Below are 1,023 nucleotides of genomic sequence, written 5' to 3' on the forward strand. Positions count from 1 at the left end.
CTGCGCCTGGGCGATGACGGCCTGGGAGGACGCGGGCCGGGAGGCGTGCGGCGCCTGCTGCGCGGCCTGCGTGGAGGCATCGATCTGGAAGACGCTGACGAGCTGCACGAGGCGTGCGGCCTGGGAGTTGAGGCTGTCGGCGGCGGCGGCGGATTCCTCGACGAGCGCGGCGTTCTGCTGGGTGACCTGGTCGAGCTGGTTGACGGCATCGCTCACCTGGGAGATGCCCTGCTCCTGCTCGTGGGTGGCAGCTCCGATCTCGGCGATCAGATCGGCGACGCGGCGGGCCTGCTCGACGATCTCGCCCATGGTGGTGCCGGCCTCGCCCACGAGCTGCGAGCCGGTCTCGACCTTGGAGACGCTCTCGCCGATGAGGGCCTTGATCTCCTTGGCGGCCTGGGCGGAGCGCTGCGCGAGGGTGCGCACTTCGCCGGCGACGACGGCAAAGCCCCGGCCCTGCTCGCCGGCGCGTGCGGCCTCGACGGCGGCGTTGAGCGCGAGGATGTTGGTCTGGAAGGCGATGGAGTCGATGACGCCGATGATGTCGCCGATCTTGCGGGAGGAGGCGGTGATGTCTTCCATGGTGCGCACGACGTTGCCCACGACGTCGCCGCCGCGGGCGGCGGTGGCGGAGGCGGAGGAGGCGAGCTGGGATGCGGTGCGGACGGTGTCGGCGTTCTGCTTGACGGTGGAGGCCATCTCCTCCATGGAGGCGGCGGTCTGCTGGAGGTTGGAGGCCTGCTCTTCGGTGCGCTGGGAGAGGTCGGCGTTGCCGGAGGCGATCTCGGAGGCGCCGGTGGCGATGGATTCGCTGGAGTGGCGGACTTCGGAGACGACTCGGGCGAGGTTGGCGCGCATGGAGCCCATGGCGGCGAGGACGGAGGAGGAGTCGCCGGGGCGCAGATCGACGTGGACGGCGAGGTTGCCGCGGGCGACTTCCTGGGCGATCTGGGCGGCGTAGGCGGGCTCGCCGCCGAGCTGGCCCTTCACGCGGCGCGTGATCGACCACGCGACGAGCGCGCC

The 1,023-nt window shown here is 71.7% G+C and carries 1 protein-coding gene; it reads right to left on the reverse strand.

Annotation, left to right across the window (positions count from 1 at the left end):
* On the reverse strand, positions 1 to 1,023 hold a 1,023-nt coding region (locus Q9R47_RS24265), incomplete at both ends, for a methyl-accepting chemotaxis protein (protein ID WP_311235654.1).

The organism is Acidovorax sp. PRC11 (assembly GCF_031844105.1).
Taxonomy (GTDB): Bacteria; Pseudomonadota; Gammaproteobacteria; order Burkholderiales; family Burkholderiaceae_C; genus Paracidovorax.